The following is a 17,923-nucleotide window of genomic DNA, read 5'->3' as shown; positions in this document are numbered from 1 at the left end:
CCTTTTCTAATCTGTCACTTGGTGTCCAGCTGATTTGATCGTGGAGCCATTCATGTGTTTGACACGCGCAGCGATTTCCTTATGACGGCCATTGACCATCGGACGAGCTTGCGGGTTTCCTAGATAACCACAGGTCCGTTTGACCACATCGACCGTTTTCGGATCGCTATTGCCACAGTTTGGACAAGCAAATCCGCGCTCAGTCGGTGTGAAATCTCCTTCAAAATCACACTTGTAACAACGGTCAATCGGCGTATTGGTTCCTAGATAACCGACCCGGTCATAGGCATAATCCCAAACCGCTTCCAGGGCTTTTGGATTTTGTTGGAGCACAGGGTATTCACAATAGTGGATAAAGCCACCAGAAGCCCCTGCTTCAGGATAAACTTTTTCAAAATCCAACTTCTCAAATGGCGTTGGGTTCTTACGAACATCGTAGTGGAAACTATTGGTGTAGTATTCCTTGTCTGTGATATCTGGGACCTTCCCAAATTTCTCCGTATCCAGGCGACAGAAGCGGTCTGTCAAACTTTCTGACGGTGTCGAATAAATAGAGAAGTGGTAATCATACTGGTCAGACCATTCTTCCACGCGCGCTTTCATATCCTTGATGATATCGATCGTGAATTGTTTGGCTTCTGGATTGTGTTCCCAATTTGGACCATAAAAGACGGTTGCAACTTCATAGAGACCGATATAACCAAGAGAAACGGTTGCTCTGCGATGACGGAAGAGCTGATCTACCTGGTCATATTTGCCCAAGCGTTTCCCGAAAGCGCCATATTGGTAGAGAATCGGTGCATTGGCTGGTGTCGCTTCTTTGGTGCGTTCCACCCGGTAAACCAAGGCATCTTCAGCGATGTTCATCCGTTCATTAAAGATTTGCCAGAATTTCTCCTTGTCTCCGCCAGATTCCAAGGCAATTCGAGGTAAATTGACCGTCACGACTCCAAGATTCATCCGGCCAGAATTAACTTCCACACCATTCTCGTCCTTCCAACCTTGAAGGAAAGAGCGACATCCCATGGGCACCTTGAAGGAGCCTGTCAACTCGACAATCTTGTCATAAGACAAAACGTCTGGGTACATGCGCTTAGTGGCACATTCCAAGGCCAATTGCTTGATGTCATAGTTAGGGGTTCCAGGTTCTAGGTTGAGCCCCCTCTTGAGGGTAAAGATCAGTTTTGGAAAGATAGCTGTCCGATGCTCTGATCCAAGTCCCTTAATCCGGATTTCCAAAATCGCCTTTTGGATTTCCCGCTCGAAGCGATTGGTCCCAAGACCAAAACCAAGCGAAGTGAAAGGAGTTTGCCCGTTTGAAGTAAAGAGGGTATTGATCTCATATTCTAGCGATTGCATGGCATCATAGATATCTTTTTGAGTCTTGCTCCAAGCATAGTCCTCTTGCTTTTCAGGAAGCACCCACTCTTTGGCATCTGCCAAGTGTTTTTGGTAGTTCTTTTCTGCATAAGGGGCCAAGACCTCATCGATCCGATCAGCCGAGCAACCCCCGTACTGACTAGAGGCTACATTGGCAATAATCTGCGAGATTTGAGCCGTTGCAGTTTGGATGGACTTAGGACTTTCTACTTCTGCATTCCCAATCTTAAAGCCATTTCTGAGCATGCCTTCAAAATCGATCAAACAGCAGTTGGTCATCGGTGTATAAGGGCTATAGTCCAAATCATGGTAGTGGATATCCCCTTTTTGGTGGGCATTGGCTACGTGTTTAGGCAACATTTTGAGACCAATAGACTTCCCAACGATCCCTGCCGTCAAATCCCGTTGCGTATTAAAGACATCGCTGTCCTTATTGGCATTTTCATTGACAACCGCTTGGTCCTTATTGAGGAGTTTGCCAATTGTAAAGTTGATATCCGTCGCTTTTGAGCGCTCAAAATCCCGCTGAGTCCGATAAGTAATGTAGCTCTCAGCAATCGCATATTCATTGGCTTGAAGCAATTCATGTTCGACAACATTTTGGATCTCATAGATCTTCACGCCATTTGGAAAACGTTCCAAGATCTCTGCGATCACACGATCGACAATAGCTTCTAGTTTGGCTTCCATCACTGGAGTGAGAGAAGTCACTTCTTCTGTCGCCTTCAACAAGGCTTTATAAATTTTTTCAACATCGAATTGAACACGACGGCCATCTCGTTTTTCAACAAAAATATCCGGGGCCATTCTCAGTTTTTCTTCTCTCAAGGTGATCATACCAAACATGCCTCTCTTCATTTATTTACATACAAGTTGTATTATACCACTCCAAAAATAAAAATCAATATCTTGTGGTGAAAATTCTAAAAAACTTTCTAAAACACAAGATATTGATTTTCTTAAGAGCGTTGATAGAGTTTGAAATGACGGTATTTCTTCTCAACTAGACGATAATTTTCTTTGAGCAAGTCCTTCATATTGGAGGTCAACTCTACCTGATTGTTGACCACAATATACTTGGGTTCAGACCGATCGATTTGTTGGATCACATTGGTCCGATTTTCATTAATTCCCAGATAAGATGTCGGAGTCAATAAGGCAGAAGCTGCCAAACGATCGCTATCTTGATAGAGAGTAGCTGTCGTATCCCAAGCATAAATGGTATCTTTCGACTTGGTGTGGTTTTTAATGTAGCTGGCAATAGCGCTCCGTTCACTGGATTGACCAGACTGAAGCACGACATCTTGAACCACTGGATTCGCCAAGAGATAGACGAGGGCTACTAGCGGTAAGAAAACTTGGCTCGTAAAGTAAGCGGCCCAAACTTCCTTGTTTTTCTTCTTCCGACCACGACGTTCGATCCCGTCGTTTTCTTCCCCATCTCGTGAGAACCAGATCGCAAACAAAGGAAGAACAAATGGCAACATCGGTAACAATTGGTAAGCTCCCTGTTCAGGAAGACCAATCGACACAATGAGGACCACCAAGCTACCTGCCCATCCCATAAAGCGGAAGATCCGGCGAGCACTGCTATTTTGCTTCGTAAAGGACATCAAAAAGGCAGAGACCAGACCAAAGGCCAGCGCCAATAGTCCATAATAAATGGCATTACTGAAGGTCTGTCCATTGCTAAAATTCAAGGCATTAAAGACATAGGTCACTTGGTTAATGGCATAACCAAAAGTCTGATTCAAAACGGTGATATAGCCAATTGGATAAAAGACGAGTGAAAAACCAAGGAGAGCTGCCAGCAGTTGATAAAAGCCACGCGCCCATCTCTTTTGCTTGATATTAAAGGCTGTTAATCCAAGGAAGGCCAACAAATAAAACAGGGCACTGGTCATCGGATCAATCAAGAAAGCCACAGCTGCAATCGCACCATAAAGGATAAAGCCTTCATCCTTACGATGCCCAATCAAATAAGCCAAAATGAAATTCATGCTGGCAAATAGGATTGGAAGGCTAAAGAGAGTCACATAAGTCCCTCCAAAACCAAGGCCTAACACCAAGAAATAAAAGAGTAACTGGACATTCTTCGCTGTATCTTTATCAGACACCAGCAAGCGCGCAACCCGATAGAGATAGGTCCCCGCAAAGAAGAGGGCAATCGCTTGGAGGATCATCAAGATCCAATGTCCACCAGCTAAACTCCCCAACCAGTTGATTGCATAATAGAGGAGACCATTGGTTCCGTAAAAATCACCAAACGGTACTTGACCCTTGGTCATTGCCCAGCCAGCATACAAGTTTTGAGATTGTTGATTGGTGGCAAAACGGGTTAAAAATGGCACCCCGACATGCAGCAAACTAATCAAGAGACTCAACACAAAAGGAATCGCTAGGGGCACTGGACGCTTGGATTGACGACGGATCGGCTCAACTGCCACATCTGCTTCTAGCTCTTCCGTATCCTCTTCCACTTTAGATGCTTCCGCTTTTGTCGCTTCAACTCCCGCCTTACGTGAACGACGACTCATCCGACTGAGCGGTTGCTCAGCTTCCTGTTCAGATTCTTGTGTAGGTTCTGCTACTGCTTCTGGCTTGGCATCACGAATTTCCTCTGATGCCTCCATTGCAACCGGCTCCTCCAAGACTTCTGCCTGCTGGCTATGAGTCGGCTCTTCTTCACGAAAGACTGATTTATCTAGCACTTCGCGAATTTCACGTGTATCCTGAAAACTATCTCCCACGTGAAGCCCTAACTTTTTCGAAGTCATTTCTTGCTCTTTTTCGCTCATTCTTTTTCCTTTTCTTCGCTATTCCTCTGCTCTTTCCTTTTAGAAAAAAGCCCATTATCTTCTCTAGTATACCAAATTCTGCCGACCATGTCAGCCTCTTGCCACATAGTCCTATGGAAAAAGAGTCAGATCTCTCAGCTTCTGACTCTTTCTTCTGTATTCCCACACCTATTACAACATCGGTGCGAACAATTGCATAATTTCCTTGATTAAGCTTTGGTGCCATGTAAAGCGGAAGGTATCCTCTGTAATTTCTTGAGACACTTCAAAGATATGGTCAAAGTCCTCCCGAATCTTTTTCAAGGCAGGCGTCCGATACATCCAGACAGCATTTTCATAGTGATGGACCAGGCTGCGGTAATCAAAGTTAATCGACCCTACAACCGCCATTTCGTCATCTGCCAGGACTTGCTTGCTATGGACAAAACCAGGCGTGTACTCATAGATTTTCACACCAGCATCCATCAGATCCAAGTAAGCCCCACGCGTAACAATTTGGATCAATTTTTTATCCGGAATATGCGGGGTCACGATGCGAACATCCACCCCACGAAGGGCAGCATTGCGGATATCTTCTGTCAAATCATAATCGATGATCAAATAAGGAGTCGTGATATAGACGTAATCCGTCGCTTGATTGATCATATTTTGATAAACCGTCTTTCCGACCTGCGACTTGTAAATTGGCTTTGGCCCACTCCCATAGGGAATGTAGAGCCCTTCGCCTTCAACTGCCTTATTTTCAATATGGTAGCGGTCAAAATCCTCGATTTCCCCACGGTTGATGTACCAGTTCATGAGGAAGAGTCGCGTCAAGGCCTTAACAGCTCGTCCATCTAAACGGATGGCACTGTCCTTCCAGTGACCAAACCGCTCAATGTGGTTGATATACTCGTCTGCCAAATTGACACCACCCGTATAGCCGATCTGACCATCAATGACCAAGATCTTACGGTGGTCTCGGTTGTTATAAGCCACTGTTAGACGGGGGATCACCTTGTTAAACTTATGGGCATCAATCCCCATCTTTCGCAACCGTTTGGTATAGTTCCCTGCCAAGGTCGCCATACAGCCGATATCGTCATAAAGGAGTTTGACTTCGACCCCCTCTTTCACTTTCTGCTCTAAAATCTCTAGGATACTGTTCCACATCAAGCCCTCATCAATGATGTAAAACTCGATGAAGATAAATTTTTTCGCTGCTTTTAGATCCTCAAGTAATTGCTCATACATGTCCTCCCCTAAAGGGTAAAAGGTCGATGCCGTCCCATTATAGAGATCCGCATTGTGGTCCATGGATAAAATCGACTTGACCAAGCCATAAACCGCTTTGCTTTCTTGCTTGAGCTCCTTACGCAACTGATGACTATTGTCCTCTCGAAACTTCATGGACTCCATATTTTTCAGCTGGATCATTTCCTTTTTGGACAAACGCCGCTCGCCAAACATGAGGTATAAAAGCGATCCAAAGACAGGAATGACGGCAATTAAGAGCCAGGTCACCTTATTTTCAGGCGGGGTATTTCGATTAACAATAGCTAAGATTGTCGACACATATAAGAGCCCAATGACTGCAACAGATAGCCAATGAGGGAACCATCTATTGAGCCAAAAGAAGGCCGCAAAGGATGCCCATAGTTCAAAGCCCATAAACAAAATACTAAATCCATATTTGGACATTAATAGACGTAATTTTCGAAAGGTCACAGCATCCTCCTTGTTTCTTTCTACTAGTATACCAATTCTTTTTACCCATTGCAACGACCAACCAAGCCCCTTCTAGACAAACAAAAAGAGAGTGGGACAGAAGTCCTAGCCTCTCAATTATTTTTAGATTGTCGAGCAAGACGCAGTGGTTGAGTGGGCTCTACTACGCTGATTTCATCAGCTTTTACAGCCCTACTCAACTGTGCGGAGGTGGGACGACGAAATCGAATTCTAACGAATTACCGATTTCTGTCCCACTCTCTCTTGTTTCGTCCCTTATTGCTTGGTCAAAACGATAATCCCTTGATCATCCTCTGCTTGCTCCAGGTCTTCTAGCGACAACTGATCTCCTTCGATCCGATAGCGATAAGGCTCATCCCCGATACGCATGGATTGATTGACCGGATCAATGCTGACCTCTTTGGTCTCTTCTTCTCCATCAGCATCTTGCACCGTAAACGTGCCTTTTTGACCCGTCACAACTAAGAGGATCGTATTTTCCTCGTCCTGTCCTCGATAGCTTCCATCTATGGACACCCCTTGCTCTGACTTTTCACTGGTCGAAGCCACTGTCTCAGATGAATGTGAGCTAGCGCTACTTGAGGCTTTTGGCGTTTGTTCTTGCTGGCTACAAGCAGTCAGGAAAAGGGCTACTGCCAAGGTCATTATAGACATGATTTTTTTCATTAAGATCGGCTCCTTTCGCCATAACCGTATACTATCTACCACCAGTATACGCCAAGAAAGTCTTTAGGTCAATTGTTTACCCCTCTAATAAAAATGCCCTTACTTCCGCAATAAAATACAAGGATCCTGTGACAAATAAGACTTCATCTGGGGAACTCTGATCCATAAATTCTTTGATATAGGCCTTGTAGTCCGCTACATAGGGCAGGTCTTGTCGGTCGCCTTGTGCCACCACTTCACCGTAATGAAAGGTCGTCAAAATCAATTCAGCTTCCGGCAATCCCGCTTGAAGCGTTTGGAGCATCCCGCTATAATCTTTTCGCTTGAGGGCCCCAAATAAAATCTTCACGCGCTTTCCTGCTAAGCTATTGGCAAACTCGATCAAGCGCAACATAGCATGAGGATTATGGGCGCCATCCAGATACACCTGGTCGCCAAACAACTCTAGACGGCCCGGCCACCGCGTCTCTTGCAAGGCGTGCTTGACCTGCTCCATATCCACTTCTTCATCTAGGCCTTCCATATAGAGAAGAAAGGCCTCCAGAGCTACTGCAGCATTTTCCCGTTGGTAATCACCCTTCAAGCCCAGAGATGGCAAGACAATATCCACACTTTCATTCCAAAAACGATCCTGCTCTATGCCAAAATCTTTCTGGAAGGCGTGGAGATCCACAGCCAATTGCTCCGCTTTTTCTTGACAAACAGCTATAGCATCATCCGATAAGGGACCCACCACAGCTTTCTTGCCCTTCTTAAAGATTCCTGCCTTTTGCTGGGCGATTTCCGCAATCGTCCCTCCCAGTGTTTCCTGGTGATCCAGGCCAACCGAAGTGATCACTGCGATCTCTCCCGTCACTACATTAGTGGTATCTAGAAGCCCACCGATACCAACTTCCAATAAGACCACGTCCACAGCTTGTTCCTTAAAATACAAGAGGGCCATGAGGCAGATAATCTCAAAATAAGAGAGTTGATCCTGGGTTTGAAGCAAGGTCTGCTCCATTTGTTGGACTTCTTGGCCAATCCGAGTAAAATCTTCATCTGAAATCGGCTGATCCCCAATACAAATCCGATCATGGATACTGATCATATGAGGAGAGGTAAAGGTCCCAACCTTCTTTCCTTGAGCCATCAATAATTGACGCAGAAAGGCGATTGTGGATCCCTTCCCATTTGTCCCTGTCACATGAAGGATCGGATAAGCTTTATCCGGCCTTCCTAAAAGGCACACTGCCTGCTCCATACGATCCAGTCCCGATCGAAAATTCAGACCGATACGACTATTCATCCATTGCTCAATCTTATTCACATCTTCCTCCTAAAAGAAAAAAGCGACAAAACCTCTTCTGACGTTTGCGCTCCTTTCTTTTGTAGTTATTTCTTTCTCATTTTTACAGCAAGTCCATCGGACTTCCTGCTTTTTCTTGCTTCTTAAAGCAGGGCTAAAAACGTCCCCCGGACTTACTTGCTGTCTTTGTTTCTAGCGCAAGGGTAAAAACATCCCCCGGACTTACCAACTCTTTCTAATTTCTTGGAGTTGGGGTAAAAACATCCACTGGATGTTTTTACTCCTCCATAAAGCTGTTGAAGACTTCCTCGATCATATCCCATTCTGCATCTGAGTCTTCTGGGATTGGTTGAAGGTCGCCTTCTGTTCCGTCTTCGTTTTCTGTAAATGAATAAGCTTGGATTTCAACTTCGCCGTTTTCATCTTCTTCTGCATTTGCAGGGATCAAAAGGACATAGTTCTTTCCAAATTCTTCTTTGCCATCAATGGTCAAAAGAATTTCAAACAAGGTTTCATTTCCTTGTTCATCCACCAATGTGATTAATTCACGTTCTTCATGGTCGTGGTTATGATCATGTGCCATACTATTCTTCCTCGTTTTCTTTCTAAAAATTGCGATCTAAATAATTTTGTAAAATAAGCTGCGCCGCTAACTTATCAATAACTTTTTTACGTTTGCTACGGCTAACGTCTGCTTGCTCAATCAACATCCGCTCTGCAGCAACTGTCGTCAACCGTTCATCTTGGTAGTCGACTGGCAACTCAAACTTTTCAGCAATCATTGCGCCATAAGCCTGACTGGCTTCCACACGCGGTCCGCTGGTGTTGTTCATGTTTTTTGGTAAGCCTACAACAAAACGGTCCACCTTATATTGAGCCACTAATTCGGCCAAGCGCTCCAAACCGAATTCTTTTTTGTCTTCATCGATTTGGATGATTTCAAGACCCTGAGCTGTAAAACCGAGAGGATCACTCACAGCAACCCCGACGGTCTTTGAGCCAACATCCAATCCCATAATTCTCATTAGAGGTCTATTCCTTGCCCTTTCAAATAATAACGTACCAATTCTTCCACGATCTCATCTCGTTCATATTTACGAATTTGGTTCCGTGCATTATTATAACGAGGTACATAGGCAGGATCACCACTGAGTACGTATCCTACGATTTGATTAATTGGATTGTAGCCTTTTTCATCCAGTGACAAGTAAACATCTTTCAAGGTCTCGCTAATTTCCTTACGATTTGAATCATCAAGATTAAAACGTACTGTTTCATCTGTAAATCCCACAAGAACACCCTCTTTCCTTAGAATATTACCATTATACCATAATCAAGAGTTTTCCACAACGGTCAAGCCCTTGATTTTACAGCTTTTTCAAGCATTTTTGAGCTATTTCAGTTAAACTGTTTTTTTATTTTTGCTCACTTGCTCCAGCATTGATAAGATTGTCCGCAAATTGACTCGGTGTCAACTTCAACAACTCTGGTAAGTGATTATTTTTGAAGTAGGTCATACCTTCAGCCTTCTTCACATCCATCGCTTCAAAGTCATAGGTGATCGTCACCTTGTATTCATTCTCATTTTCCAAGGTCAAATCAGCTGTGAAACCTGGCACTGTCAAAGCTTCCTTAAAGGCATCATCCTTGTTAAAGGATTCTCTCAACTGCTTTTGCGCTTCCTCTACTCCAACCTGTTGGATCCCTTTTTTCATCTCCTCATCGGTTGCCGTCACATTGATAGTCTCCAATTTTTTAAAGGTATTCCCCACATAGGTGACGATTTGCGTCTGTTGTGTCCCCTTGTCATCTTTTGGAAAGACAAAGGTTCTAGTGATGACTTTATTCTCTTCAGCTTTTTGCAGAATACTCTTATTATCCTTTTGCAGCTGCTCTGCTTTTGCTTGGATTTCCTTTTGTTCACTTGAATTTGGCGTTTTCGCTTGTTTTTTTTGACCGCATCCAGTCAAACACAAGGCAAGTGCACCCAATAAGAAGATTTTCCTTTTCATTTTCCATTCCTTACTAGTTATTGTTTTCTAAAATATTGTATCATAGATTTCGTAAAATGGCGCAGTAAACTGCTTTTCATTCCAATTTTTAAAAAGAAAAAATCAGAAACAAATTGTTTCTGATTTTCAATCGTTTTAAAGAGCTGCACGCATCCGCGCTTCTGCATTTTCTACATTTCGAACTGATCGTGGCAAGAAGGCACGAATATCGTCTTCTTTGTAGCCCACTTGGAGACGTTTGTCATCTACCAAGATCGGACTTTTAAGAATACGAGGTGTTTCCATGATGATGTCAATGACTTCATTGACACTCAAGTCTTCGATGTCCACTCCTAGATTTTTAGCGTATCGATTTTTTGAAGAGACAATACTTGCCACTCCATTTTCAGTCTTTGTAAGGATATCCAATAATTCTTCTTTGGTGATCCCTTCCTTACCGAGGTTTTGTTCTTTATAAGTTAGCTGGTGAGCGTTGAGCCAAGTCTTTGCTTTTTTACAGCTGGTGCAACTTGACACTGTATAAATTTTAATCATGCATGCACTCCTTTCGCTACACGATAATACTATCGTATTAAATTATAACACAAAAACCATCAGTCTAGCGACCTATTTTGAAAAAAATTAATCTTCAATTTCAATCGCGTCATCTAAATCTAGAGTTACTTCTTCTACGACAGGAGCTGCTTCTTCAGTTTTATCAAGGGTTTTCACTGCTTCGTCTTCTTCGATCAAACCAAAATGAACCCGAACCTTGTGGTCGATTTCGTCAAAAATTTCTGGGTGGTCAGCCAAGAATTTCTTAGCATTTTCAGATCCTTGACCAATTTTTTCGCCATTATAGGAGTACCACGCACCCGCTTTTTGGATGATATCCAAATCTGTTGCAATCTTCACCAATTCACCTGTACGTGAAATTCCTTCCCCGTACATGATTTCGACCATAGCTTCTTTGAACGGTGGAGCTACCTTGTTCTTCACAACCTTGATCTTGGTTTCCTTACCAACGTTGGTATCTTTTTGGTCCCCAGTCCCCTTGATTTGAGTGTTTCCACGGACATCTAAACGAACCGAAGCATAGAATTTCAGGGCACGACCACCAGGTGTGGTTTCAGGGTTCCCAAACATGACCCCAACTTTTTCACGCAATTGGTTGATAAAGATGGCAATGGTCTTGGTCTTATTGATCGAAGCTCCAAGCTTACGCATCGCTTGGCTCATCATCCGCGCTTGCAAACCAACGTGGCTATCTCCGATATCTCCATCGATTTCCGCACGTGGGACCAAGGCCGCAACAGAGTCGACAACCACCAAATCAACCGCACCAGAGTCGATCAATTTACCAGCAATTTCAAGTCCTTGTTCCCCTGAGTCTGGTTGAGACAAGAGAAGTTCGTCGATATTGACCCCAAGAGCTGCTGCATAAGATGGATCCAAGGCATGCTCGGCATCGATAAAGGCAGCAATGCCTCCTTCTTTCTGTGCTTGCGCTACTGCATGGAGGGCAACGGTTGTTTTACCAGATGATTCTGGACCATAGATTTCGATGATCCGACCTTTTGGATAACCACCAGCACCCAAGGCAATATCAAGCGCCAAGGAACCAGAGCTCATGACTTGAACTTTTTGCTCTGCACGTTCGCCCAAACGCATGATCGATCCTTTACCAAAATCCTTCTCGATCAACTTCAGGGCATCATTAAGCGCTTTTTCACGCTCATCTCCAAATTTCTTAGAGATGTCATCTAATTTTTTCTGTTTTTTCGCCATTCTTTTCTCCTATTTTTTGCTATACAGGAAATGCATGCAACTCACTGACGTTTTCCGTCATTTGAAAGGCACATTTCCTATCCATTTTTAGAATTATTCTTCATTTGGCACAAGCTTCATTATACCAAATTTTCACCATTTAATACAGCCAAGCGCACCAAATTAAAGGCATGAAGGACTGCAATTTCGCGGACATCCGCCCGGCTACGTCCAGCGATATTAACTTGGACACTATCCACTCCATTTGGAGTCGCAAGTCCGATAAAGACAGTCCCTGCTGGGTGCCCTTCTAGACTATCTGGCCCCGCAACTCCGGTTAGGCTAACACCATAATCGGATCCTGTTAACTTACGGGCCTGTGAAGCCATGGCTTGAGCTGTAAAATGAGACACTACTCCATGTTGCTCCAACTCTTGAGCTGGAATGGACAACATCTTGCTTTTTTCTTCCAGACTATAGGTGACAAAACCACCTGCAAAGATGCTAGACGCCCCTGAAAAATCTGCCAAAGTCGCTTGGAAGAGGCCAGCCGTCAGGCTTTCTGCAGCTGTAATGGTCTTACCAGTCCGTTTCAAGAGATCAAAGGCCACCTTGGCCATCGAATTGTCATCCCCATAACCGTAAAACAACTCTTGCAAAGGTTGATGATCCAGGGTGTGGCGTGATAAGATTTCCTTTTCTAAGACATCGAGCTTAGCATCCGCTGAAGTTTGATCCTTCGCCTTTGTAGACAGACGCAAGGTCACTTCTCCTGTCTTGGCATAAGGGGCCACTGTCGGATCACTCTGCTCTTCAATGATATCTGCTAGGATCGTAACCAGCTGGCTTTCCCCAATCCCAAAGAAGCGCAAGACTCTTGAAAAGAGCTGCTCCCCTGTTGTCAAATGAGGCACCAATTGTTCATTGACCATGGGTTTTAACTCACTTGGTGGACCAGGTAGAACGACATAGGTCACACCATCGACTTCAATCAAACCTCCAACCGCGAGACCTGTACGGTTTTGAAGGGGGATTGAACCGGCAATCAATTGTGCTTGTCGCTCATTATTGGGCGTCCGGACATAATCAGGGCGACTGGCAAAGAAGGTGTCGAGTTTGGCAAGCGCTGTCGGATCAAAAACCAGTTCTTTCCCTAAAAACTTAGCAAGGGTTTGCTTGGTCAAATCATCCTCTGTTGGCCCAAGTCCACCACATAAAATCACCAAATCACTGCGTTTTGAAGCTGTCTCAATGGTCGAGAAGAGACGACCTTCATTATCTCCTACCGCCACATGATAATAGACATCAATCCCTAAACTAGCCAATTTTTCAGACAAGAACTGAGCATTGGTGTTCACAATTTGTCCTGTTAGAATTTCCGTTCCAACTGCAATAATTTCCGCCTTCATGGTGCCTCCTACTTATACTATTCGTAATTTTCATTTCATTTTAACACAATTTCCTAAATTATTTAAAAAACAGATTGAAGATAAAGTCCATTTTGGACAACTTTCTTCAATCCTTTTCTTTTAGTGTATAAAGTAAAAACTCTTAGAAATACCATTACATCAGCATTCCTAAGAATTTTAACTATGTGGCAATCAACTTCTAAAGGGCTATTTCTATTGTTGATAGAGCTTATCCATATTCTGAAGCAACCATATCGAGTGGTTGCTTTTTTACTACTTTCTTGATCTGAAAGCCTTCTTCTGACTCTAATTCTTGTTGTTTCCCCTCATCTTTTGTGATACAATAGCATCAATTTTTTCTAGGAGGATGAGATATGGTTTCTACTATTGGTATTATAAGTTTATCTAGTGGGATTATCGGAGAGGACTTTGTCAAGCACGAAGTGGACTTGGGGGTCCAACGACTCAAAGACCTCGGACTCAATCCTATCTTTTTACCTCATTCACTAAAAGGCTTAGACTTTATCAAAGAACATCCTGAAGCTCGTGCAGAGGATTTGATTCAGGCCTTTTCCGATGATAGCATCGACATGATCTTATGCGCCATCGGTGGAAACGATACCTATCGCTTGCTACCTTATCTTTTTGAAAATGACCAACTACAAAAGGTTATCAAGCAAAAGATTTTTCTTGGCTTCTCGGATACGACCATGAACCATCTCATGTTGCATAAACTAGGAATCAAGACTTTTTATGGGCAATCCTTTTTTGCAGACATTTGTGAGTTAGACAAAGAAATGTTGCCATATAGCTGCCACTACTTTAAAGAATTGATTGAGACTGGTAGAATCTCAGAAATTCGCCCTAGTAACGTTTGGTATGAGGAACGGACTGATTTTAGTCCCGAGGCTCTGGGAACACCTCGTGTCAGCCATGAAAATACAGGTTTTGACTTGTTACAAGGCAATGCTCAGTTTGAGGGAGAAATCCTCGGTGGTTGTCTTGAGTCTCTCTATGATATTTTTGACAACTCTCTACACGCGGATAGCATAGACCTCTGCCAAAAATACAAACTTTTCCCTGACTTATCCGACTGGGAAGGAAAAATCCTCTTGCTAGAAACCAGCCAAGAAAAGCCTAATCCTGAAGACTTCAAAAAGATGTTGAGGACTTTAAAGGAAACTGGTATATTCGAGGTCATCAGTGGACTCTTGGTCGGAAAACCTATGGATGAAACTTTCTATGACGACTATAAAGAAGCACTATTGGATATCATTGATAGCAATATCCCAATTGTCTATAATCTGAATGTTGGACACGCAACTCCAAGAGCAATTGTCCCCTTCGGAGTCCATGCCCATGTAGATGCAACGGAGCAAGTCATTCGCTTTGACTATAACAAATAAGAGGCTGGGACAAAAGTCCTAGCCTCTCAATTATTTTTGGATTGTAGAGCAAGACGCAGTGGTTGAGTGGGCTCTACTACGCTGATTTCATCAGCTTTTACAGCCCTACTCAACTGTGCGGAGGTGGGACGACGAAATCGAATTCTAACGAATTACCGATTTCTGTCCCACTCTCTTTTTCTATATTCTCTGATGTTCTAGTCATCTAACGTCACTTATTTCCGCTTTTCCACTCACAATCATTCTCGTGGTCATCAACCAACCCTGCTGCCTGTAAAAAAGACAAGACCGCAACGGGACCTGTAAACTTGAAGCCACGCTTTTTGAGGTCCTTGGCTAGCTTCTCAGAAAGAGCTGTCTTCGCTGGAGCCTGCTGGTAATCTGGAACATCATTGTTGATGGTTTTCCCATCGACAAAAGACCAAAGATAGGCATCAAAGGTGCCAAATTCTGCCTGGACTTGTAGAAAGGCTTGAGCATTCGCCCGTGTCGCAAAAATCTTTGCACGATTGCGGATGATGGCTGGATTGTCTAACAAAGTTTCCAGTTCAGAGTCGGTCATCTCTGCGACGCGTTGAAGGTGGTAACCATGAAAAGATTCTCGGAAAGCCTGCCGTTTATTGAGCACCGTTTCCCAAGATAGACCGGCCTGATAAGTCTCCATACAGAGCAACTCAAAAAGCGCCTGGTCATCATGGAGGGGCCGACCCCATTCTTCATCATGGTAAGCTACATATAACGGATTGGTCATTTTGACCCAGCCACAGCGTTTTGGCATCTTCTTCTCCTATTTCACCAACATCTTAAGGGCAGACTTGATGTAGTTTTCAGCAGTATCAGAAGTTCCTTCAAAGAATTTCTTGATTTTCTTAAGTTCCGTTGCCTTGTAGCCCAATGCCAACATGGCTTCCATAGCTTCTTCAAGGGCTTGGTTTTCTTCTGCAACTTTGGCTTTGGACTGAGCCGGTGCATCTTCTAGATCAAGATTGATCTTACCTTCCAGATCCAAGACCATCTGTTGGGCTGTTTTCTTGCCGATCTTTGGAAACTTGGTCAAGTAGGTAATGTTCTTGCTTTCGATGGCTTGGACAAGGCCTGCATTGTCATCTGCAGCGATAATAGCCAGAGCTGAGACAGGTCCAATCCCAGAGACTGAGATCAAGTTTAAAAAGAGCTGTTTCTCTTCTTCGGTCGCAAAACCATAGAAAAGATGAGCATCTTCCCGAACCACCTGGTGCAGATAGACTTGCACCTCTTGATTCATTTTTCCAGAGTAGGCATAAGGATTGGCCACATGCAAGAGATAGCCGATCCCAGCTGTTTCTACCACAATGTATTTAGCGGTGATTTTTGTTAAGATTCCTTTAATGTATTCGTACATAATCTTCCTTTATTGTTTGTTTAATACTTGCCCAATTCCCGTAAACTGGTGTGATTTTCCTGAATACGTCGGAACATCTTTTCCATATCCGACTTGGTGAAGTTGACCAAGACAGGACGGCCATGAGGGCAGTTATAAGGGTTGTCACATTGGGACAGTTGATAGATCAGATCCCGTGCAGAGTAATCATCCAGTGTGTGATTGGCCTTGATGGAGCGTTTGCAGGACATCATGATGGCCAACTCAGCTCGGTATTTCTTGATGGACACTTCCTTGGTCAAGAGGAGCATGTCACACATCTCATAGATGCCCGACTCAATCTCTTCTTCCTTCATCCAGATCGGATGCTCCCGCAAGATCAACTGGTTGGCTCCGTACTCTTCAAGATAAACTCCCACTTCCTCTAGGAGGTGTTTGCGCTGTTGCAGGCGGATCAGATCGTCTGCAGGGAACTCAAAGATATAAGGAACCAGCAGTTGTTGCTGACTGCCGTCTACGTCCCCAATGCTCTCCCGGTATTCTTCGTATTTGACCCGCTCTTGGGCCGCGTGCTGGTCAATGATGTAGAGACCTCCATTGCCTTGGGCAAAGAGATAGGTTCCATGCATTTGACCGAAATATTCCAACTCTGGGAAGGTCGAATGTTCTTCCCCATCCAACTTATCATAGGCCTTGTCTAGACTAGCCAGATCCAGCTCTGGGTGATCCAGTTCATCATAAACCACAGCCTTTCTTTCCGCAAACTTGATCGCGCTTGTCGGTTTTTCTACTGGGTTTTCTTGGATTCTAGCTTCAGTAGCAGTCTCATCTGCTAGAGGCCGTTGAGGATCTGCCACCTCTGGTCGAAGCTTGAAATCTTGACTCTCTCGGTCATAATAGAGACGGTTTTCTTTTAAAGGCAGGGTCGTCTGTACTGGCTTTTCTGTTCGACGAATAGTCGACTTGGCTAGATTTTCTAGAGCATCCGGAATCAGGTCCTGCTCTTTCAAAGCGTTCGCAATAGCCTGGGAGATCAAGGCCATTAGTTCTCGTTCTTTGGAGATGCGAACCTCTTGCTTAGTGGGGTGAACATTGACATCCGCTAAGTAAGGATCGATCTTGATATTAATGATCGCGAGCGGAAAGCGGCCCACCATGAGTTTACTGCCGTAGCCGTCTAAAATAGCCCGATTGAGCAAGAAATTCTTGATATAACGGCCGTTGATAAAGAGACTGATGTAATTGCGATTGGCACGAGTCAATTCAGGCAAAGACACAAAGCCCGTCACTTCAAAATCTAGGTCACGGTTTTCAATGGACACCATCTTCTTGGCAGACGCGAGGCCATAGACGCCCGCAATCGCCTGCCGGAGATTACCAGTCCCCGCTGTTTTGGTCATTTCTTTTCCATCATTGATCAAGGTAAAGGCAATCTCAGGATGAGCCAAACTCAAGCGGTTGAGAATATCCACGATATGGGACAACTCTGCCTGCTGGCTCTTTAAATACTTGAGACGAGCAGGGGTATTAAAAAAGAGATCTTCCACTGTGATCTTGGTCCCGACAGGGCTTGTCGCTGGCTCCACTTCCTCAATTTCGCCACCCTTTGCGACCAATTTGGTCCCGTGGGCAGCTCCTTCTTGCGCCGTTAGAAGGGTTAGAATACTGACAGAAGCAATGGAAGGCATGGCCTCACCACGAAAACCAAGCGTTCGAATACGAAAGAGATCCGCTTGACTCTTGATCTTACTGGTCGCATGTCGACGGAGGGCCAAAGCGACCTCATCGTGCGCAATTCCTTCCCCATTGTCTGTAATCCGAATCGACTTCAATCCTGCTTCTTCGATTTCAACAACGATCTGGCTAGCCCCAGCATCGATCGAGTTTTCAACCAATTCCTTGACCACACTAGCAGGTCGTTCAATCACTTCACCTGCCGCAATCTGATTGGCTAGGACTTCTGGCAATTCAATAATCTGTGACATGTCTGCTCCTTTACCTATTTTTTCACCGATACATGTAGCTCTATTATACCACAGATCCACAAGACTCCCTTTCTTAAAAAATAGAGGCCAGTCCCATCTTCTTCCTTAAAAACCGCATAGGCAAAGAAAACGACCACATAGACAA

16 protein-coding genes are annotated in these 17,923 nt (G+C 44.2%); 1 reads left to right on the top strand and 15 read right to left on the bottom strand.

The genetic code is table 11. From position 1 onward, the window contains the following. Positions 1-6 precede the first annotated feature (6 nt). From nrdD to QM351_RS06640, 12 genes are all read right to left on the bottom strand, one after another. Positions 7-2,217 (bottom strand): anaerobic ribonucleoside-triphosphate reductase, encoded by a 2,211-nt coding sequence (nrdD, locus tag QM351_RS06695; RefSeq protein WP_031574358.1) that lies wholly within the window; start codon positions 2,215-2,217, stop codon positions 7-9. 122 nt (positions 2,218-2,339) lie between these two features. Next, complete coding sequence (locus QM351_RS06690; protein ID WP_414327059.1) at positions 2,340-4,178, bottom strand: MFS transporter; 1,839 nt, start codon at positions 4,176-4,178, stop codon at positions 2,340-2,342. Positions 4,179-4,349: 171 nt separating this feature from the next. After that, on the bottom strand, positions 4,350-5,885 hold the full coding sequence (gene cls / locus QM351_RS06685; RefSeq protein ID WP_257738365.1) for a cardiolipin synthase: 1,536 nt from the start codon (positions 5,883-5,885) through the stop codon (positions 4,350-4,352). Positions 5,886-6,161: 276 nt separating this feature from the next. Beyond that, the gene (locus QM351_RS06680) at positions 6,162-6,572 is read right to left on the bottom strand and encodes an SP_0198 family lipoprotein (protein WP_049482839.1); all 411 of its coding nucleotides are present in this window, start codon (positions 6,570-6,572) and stop codon (positions 6,162-6,164) included. 76 nt (positions 6,573-6,648) lie between these two features. Then, complete coding sequence (locus QM351_RS06675) at positions 6,649-7,881, bottom strand: bifunctional folylpolyglutamate synthase/dihydrofolate synthase (RefSeq protein WP_214260171.1); 1,233 nt, start codon at positions 7,879-7,881, stop codon at positions 6,649-6,651. 256 nt (positions 7,882-8,137) lie between these two features. Further along, on the bottom strand, positions 8,138-8,443 hold the full coding sequence (locus tag QM351_RS06670) for a DUF1292 domain-containing protein (protein WP_003001941.1): 306 nt from the start codon (positions 8,441-8,443) through the stop codon (positions 8,138-8,140). Between the two features lie 22 nt (positions 8,444-8,465). Continuing rightward, a complete protein-coding gene (ruvX, locus tag QM351_RS06665) occupies positions 8,466-8,885 on the bottom strand; it encodes a Holliday junction resolvase RuvX (RefSeq protein WP_257738367.1) in 420 nt (139 codons plus the stop codon). Continuing rightward, entirely contained in the window at positions 8,885-9,151 is a 267-nt protein-coding gene (locus QM351_RS06660) for an IreB family regulatory phosphoprotein (RefSeq protein WP_003002070.1), read from the bottom strand. Before QM351_RS06660 ends, ruvX begins: the two co-directional genes overlap by 1 nt. Before the next feature lie 124 nt (positions 9,152-9,275). Continuing rightward, a complete protein-coding gene (locus tag QM351_RS06655) occupies positions 9,276-9,872 on the bottom strand; it encodes an SP0191 family lipoprotein (RefSeq protein ID WP_257738368.1) in 597 nt (198 codons plus the stop codon). Between the two features lie 135 nt (positions 9,873-10,007). Continuing rightward, positions 10,008-10,406, bottom strand: a complete 399-nt coding sequence (spx, locus tag QM351_RS06650; RefSeq protein ID WP_003009108.1) for a transcriptional regulator Spx — start codon at positions 10,404-10,406, stop codon at positions 10,008-10,010. 87 nt (positions 10,407-10,493) lie between these two features. After that, positions 10,494-11,639, bottom strand: coding sequence for a recombinase RecA (recA, locus tag QM351_RS06645; RefSeq protein WP_003002082.1), 1,146 nt, complete (start codon positions 11,637-11,639; stop codon positions 10,494-10,496). Positions 11,640-11,758: 119 nt separating this feature from the next. Continuing rightward, positions 11,759-13,027: a competence/damage-inducible protein A gene (locus QM351_RS06640; RefSeq protein ID WP_049472112.1), complete on the bottom strand. Its 1,269-nt coding sequence runs from the start codon at positions 13,025-13,027 to the stop codon at positions 11,759-11,761. 374 nt (positions 13,028-13,401) lie between these two features. Here QM351_RS06640 and QM351_RS06635 point away from each other — a divergent pair, with 374 nt between their 5' ends. Beyond that, entirely contained in the window at positions 13,402-14,433 is a 1,032-nt protein-coding gene (locus tag QM351_RS06635) for a S66 peptidase family protein (RefSeq protein WP_049523365.1), read from the top strand. A 211-nt stretch (positions 14,434-14,644) separates the two neighbouring features. Here QM351_RS06635 and QM351_RS06630 read toward each other — a convergent pair whose 3' ends face one another. From QM351_RS06630 to mutL, 3 genes are read right to left on the bottom strand one after another with little or no spacing between them, the layout of a single operon-like run. Continuing rightward, positions 14,645-15,211 carry a DNA-3-methyladenine glycosylase I gene (locus QM351_RS06630; RefSeq protein WP_414327058.1) on the bottom strand — a complete coding sequence of 189 codons (567 nt, stop codon included), beginning with the start codon at positions 15,209-15,211 and terminating at the stop codon, positions 14,645-14,647. A 9-nt stretch (positions 15,212-15,220) separates the two neighbouring features. Next, positions 15,221-15,814 (bottom strand): Holliday junction branch migration protein RuvA, encoded by a 594-nt coding sequence (gene ruvA, locus QM351_RS06625; protein WP_414327057.1) that lies wholly within the window; start codon positions 15,812-15,814, stop codon positions 15,221-15,223. Positions 15,815-15,834: 20 nt separating this feature from the next. Next, positions 15,835-17,778 (bottom strand): DNA mismatch repair endonuclease MutL, encoded by a 1,944-nt coding sequence (gene mutL / locus QM351_RS06620; protein WP_414327056.1) that lies wholly within the window; start codon positions 17,776-17,778, stop codon positions 15,835-15,837. Positions 17,779-17,923: the final 145 nt, after the last annotated feature.

The sequence above is a fragment of the Streptococcus parasanguinis genome, assembly GCF_047465465.1.
Taxonomy (GTDB): Bacteria; Bacillota; Bacilli; order Lactobacillales; family Streptococcaceae; genus Streptococcus; species Streptococcus parasanguinis_AI.
This window is presented reverse-complemented; position numbering and strand designations above follow the sequence as displayed.

Coding starts and splice junctions, on each gene's coding strand:
- QM351_RS06655 (WP_257738368.1), bottom strand. CDS start 9,872: ATGAAAAGGAAAATCTTCTTATTGGGTGCACTTGCCTTGTGTTTGACT.
- QM351_RS06690 (WP_414327059.1), bottom strand. CDS start 4,178: ATGAGCGAAAAAGAGCAAGAAATGACTTCGAAAAAGTTAGGGCTTCAC.
- ruvA (WP_414327057.1), bottom strand. CDS start 15,814: ATGTACGAATACATTAAAGGAATCTTAACAAAAATCACCGCTAAATAC.
- nrdD (WP_031574358.1), bottom strand. CDS start 2,217: ATGATCACCTTGAGAGAAGAAAAACTGAGAATGGCCCCGGATATTTTT.
- QM351_RS06680 (WP_049482839.1), bottom strand. CDS start 6,572: ATGAAAAAAATCATGTCTATAATGACCTTGGCAGTAGCCCTTTTCCTG.
- recA (WP_003002082.1), bottom strand. CDS start 11,639: ATGGCGAAAAAACAGAAAAAATTAGATGACATCTCTAAGAAATTTGGA.
- QM351_RS06640 (WP_049472112.1), bottom strand. CDS start 13,027: ATGAAGGCGGAAATTATTGCAGTTGGAACGGAAATTCTAACAGGACAA.
- QM351_RS06670 (WP_003001941.1), bottom strand. CDS start 8,443: ATGGCACATGATCATAACCACGACCATGAAGAACGTGAATTAATCACA.
- mutL (WP_414327056.1), bottom strand. CDS start 17,778: ATGTCACAGATTATTGAATTGCCAGAAGTCCTAGCCAATCAGATTGCG.
- QM351_RS06635 (WP_049523365.1), top strand. CDS start 13,402: ATGGTTTCTACTATTGGTATTATAAGTTTATCTAGTGGGATTATCGGA.
- QM351_RS06630 (WP_414327058.1), bottom strand. CDS start 15,211: ATGCCAAAACGCTGTGGCTGGGTCAAAATGACCAATCCGTTATATGTA.
- ruvX (WP_257738367.1), bottom strand. CDS start 8,885: ATGAGAATTATGGGATTGGATGTTGGCTCAAAGACCGTCGGGGTTGCT.
- spx (WP_003009108.1), bottom strand. CDS start 10,406: ATGATTAAAATTTATACAGTGTCAAGTTGCACCAGCTGTAAAAAAGCA.